The 3,688-nt window shown below is 61.5% G+C and carries 2 protein-coding genes; both read left to right on the top strand.

The window, feature by feature from the left end; genetic code table 11:
- On the top strand, positions 1-925 hold a 925-nt coding region (locus tag ACRZ9X_RS22355; protein WP_480522300.1), incomplete at its 5' end, for a TAXI family TRAP transporter solute-binding subunit.
- Between the two features lie 119 nt (positions 926-1,044).
- A complete protein-coding gene (locus tag ACRZ9X_RS22350; RefSeq protein ID WP_480522299.1) occupies positions 1,045-3,663 on the top strand; it encodes a TRAP transporter permease in 2,619 nt (872 codons plus the stop codon).
- Positions 3,664-3,688 lie beyond the last annotated feature (25 nt).

The raw sequence follows: 3,688 nt of genomic DNA, 5'->3' as shown, positions 1-3,688 counted from the left end.
CGCCTTTTTAGCGCCTGCGGCGTATGCTGAGGAGTTTATCACGATTGGGACGGGTGGTGTAACGGGTGTTTATTATCCGACGGGTGGTGCGATTTGCCGGTTGGTGAACAAGGGTCGCAAGGAGCACGGGGTTCGGTGTTCTGTGGAATCGACCGGTGGGTCGGTTTACAACATCAACACCATTCGCGAGGGCGAGCTGGAGTTTGGTGTGGCGCAGTCGGACTGGCAGTATCATGCGTATAACGGCACCTCGAAGTTTGAGGACGCGGGCGCGTTTGAGAATCTGCGGGCGGTGTTCTCGGTACATCCCGAGCCGTTCACGGTTGTGGCGCGCGCCGATGCGGGCATTTCCAGCTTTGAGGACCTCAAGGGCAAGCGCGTGAACATCGGTAACCCGGGTTCGGGTCAGCGCGGCACGATGGATGTTGTGCTGGAAGCGATGGGCTGGACCATTGATGACTTTGAACTGGCCTCGGAACTGAAAGCGGCTGAACAGTCGGCGGCGCTGTGCGACAACCAGCTGGACGCGATGATCTACACCGTGGGTCACCCGTCGGGGTCGATTCAGGAAGCCACCACGGCCTGTGACTCGGTTCTGGTGAACGTGACCGGTGATGCGATCAGCGGTCTGATCGACGGCAATTCCTACTACCGCACCGCGACCATTCCGGGCGGGATGTATCGCGGCTCGGACGCGGACACCACGACCTTTGGTGTGGGCGCGACCTTTGTGACCTCGGCAGATGTGTCGGATGATGCGGTCTATGCGGTTGTCAGCTCGGTCTTTGAAAACTTCGATGACTTCAAAAAGCTGCACCCGGCCTTTGCCAACCTGCAGCCGGAAGAGATGATCGCAGATGGCCTGTCGGCACCGCTGCATCCGGGCGCCGAGAAGTATTACAAGGAAAAAGGCTGGCTGCAGTAAGCCGGACCTGATGCGGGGCGCGCCTGTGACGGGCGCGCCCTTTTTGCACACCCGGGGAGCTGGGTGACAATGAGGCCGAAACGGCCCGACAAGATCGCACAGCGACGGGGAGACGCCTGATGAGTTCCGACACACAATCCAACCGCCCGCTATCCGAAGAAGAGCTTCAGGATCTGGTGGCCTCGTCCGATGCGGGCGCGCGCAATCCGGCGGGCAATGTGGGGATCTTCCTGGCCATCGTCGCGGTGCTGTGGTCGGTCTTTCAGGTGGTACTGGCCTCGCCGGTCTCGAATATGCTGCTGCCGGGCAGCGTGGTGAACAACTCGCGCCAGATCCATCTGGCTTTTGCCATCTTTCTGGCCTTTGCGGCCTATCCGGCGCTGAAATCCAGCCCGCGTGACTACATTCCGATTCAGGACTGGATCATGGGCGTGGTGGGCGCGGTGATCGCGCTCTATGGTTATATCTTCTACCAAAAAGTCGTGAACAATGGCCTGCTGGCCGATGACGTGGACAAATGGGTGGCTCTGGGCGGCCTGTTGCTGCTGTTTGAGGCGGCGCGCCGCGCGCTTGGGCCCGCGATGGCGATCATTGCCACGATTTTCCTGGCTTATGTGTTTTTTGGCTCGTCCGACTGGGTGCCCGAGGTGATCCAGTGGAAGGGCGCCAGCCTGAAAAAGGCCATGAGCCATATGTGGATTACGTCCGAGGGTGTGTTTGGCATCGCGCTTGGCGTCTCGACCAAGTTCGTCTTCCTGTTCGTGCTGTTCGGCGCGTTGCTGGATAAGGCGGGCGCGGGCAATTACTTCATCAAGATGGCCTTTGGCGCGCTGGGTCACCTGCGCGGCGGCCCGGCCAAGGCGGCTGTGGTGGGTTCTGCGGCGACCGGGCTGATCTCGGGGTCATCCATCGCCAATGTTGTGACCACCGGCACCTTCACCATTCCGCTGATGAAGCGGGTGGGCTTTTCCAGCGAACAGGCGGGCTCGGTCGAGGTCGCCTCATCCGTGAACGGTCAGATCATGCCGCCGGTGATGGGCGCTGCGGCCTTTCTGATGGTGGAATATGTGGGCATCTCTTATGTCGAGGTGATCACCCACGCCTTCCTGCCAGCGGCGATTTCCTACATCGCGCTGGTCTATATCGTGCACCTGGAGGCGGTGAAGCGGAACATGCCGACGCTGGGCAACCGCGTGGTCTCGATGGGGCGCACGATTGGCGGCATGGCGATCTTCTTCGTGGGCTTTGCCGGGCTGTGTTATGGCATCCAGTATCCGATCAAGGGCATCATTGCGTTGATCCCCGGAGCCTCGGGTCTGGTGCTGTCGGGCCTGATCGTGCTGGCCTATCTGTTCCTGCTGAAACTGGCCTCGGGGGTTGAGGATCTGGTGCCCGATGATCCCAACGCGAAAGAGGTCGAACTGCCGGTCATTGCCGACATCTACAAGGCCGGTCTGCATTACCTGCTGCCGATCATCGTGCTGGTCTACTTCCTGATGATCGAGCAGAAATCGCCGGGCCTGTCGGCCTTCTGGGCGACCTCGCTGCTGTTCGTGATCCTGCTGACGCAGAAGCCGATGAAGTCGATCTTCCGGGGCGAGAACAACACCGCAAACGCCTTCCGCGACGGTGTGGTTGACCTGTGGAACGGTCTGATCGATGGCGCGCGCAACATGATCGGCATCGCGCTGGCCACCGCCACCGCAGGCGTGATCGTGGGCACCGTGACGCTGACCGGCGTGGGTCAGGTGATGGCCGATCTGGTCGAGTTCCTGTCGGGCGGCAACCTGATCGCCATGCTGGCGCTGGTGGGTCTGCTCAGCCTGATCCTTGGCATGGGCCTGCCGACCACGGCGAACTACATCGTTGTCAGCTCGCTGATGGCCGGTGTGGTTGTCGAACTGGGCGCGCAGGACGGTCTGATCGTGCCGTTGATCGCGGTGCATCTGTTCGTGTTTTACTTCGGCATCATGGCCGATGTGACACCACCCGTAGGTCTGGCGAGCTTTGCCGCTGCCGCCGTGTCGGGAGGCGACGCGATCAAGACGGGCTTTACCGCCTTCTTCTACAGCTTGCGCACCGTGGCGCTGCCGTTTGTGTTCATCTTCAACACCGATCTGCTGCTGATCGATGTGGGCTGGGTGCAGGGCATACTGGTGGCCATATCCGCCACCATCGCGATCCTGATCTTCACTGCCGGCACCATGGGTTGGTTCCTGACCAAGAACCGCATCTATGAAAGCGTGGCGCTGATCCTGATCGCCTTTGCGCTGTTCCGCCCGGACTTCTTCATGAACCGGATCGCGCCGCCCTTCGCGCAGATCGAACCCGCACAGCTGGAACAGGCCGTGGGCGAGGCCGCCCCGGGCAGCAGCTTGCGCATCGAGGTCGCAGGCCCCGACTTTGACACCGGCAACATGACCGAGACCACGGTGGTGCTGACGGTCGGCGACGAAGCTGATGGTGCCGCCCGCATCGAGGCGCTGGGTCTGATCCCGCTGGAGGAAGACGGCCTGGTGAAGCTCGACGAGCCCCTGTTCGGCACCCCGGTCTCGGACGAGCTGTCGAACTTCGACTACTACGCCGACGAGCCGGTGCGCATCACCACCGTGCAGGCCCCCCAGAACCAGCCGCCCAAAGAGCTGACGTTCATCCCCGCGCTCATCCTTCTGGGCCTCATCGCCTTCCTGCAAAGGGGCCGCGCAGCCCGCACCACTGAACAAGAGGTAACACCATGAGCAAATCCGTCCTTTGTGCCGTGGA

It is taken from the genome of Ruegeria sp. AL1, from assembly GCF_056540905.1.
Note: the sequence above shows the minus strand (reverse complement) of the source record. Positions and strands in the feature narration are given on the sequence as shown.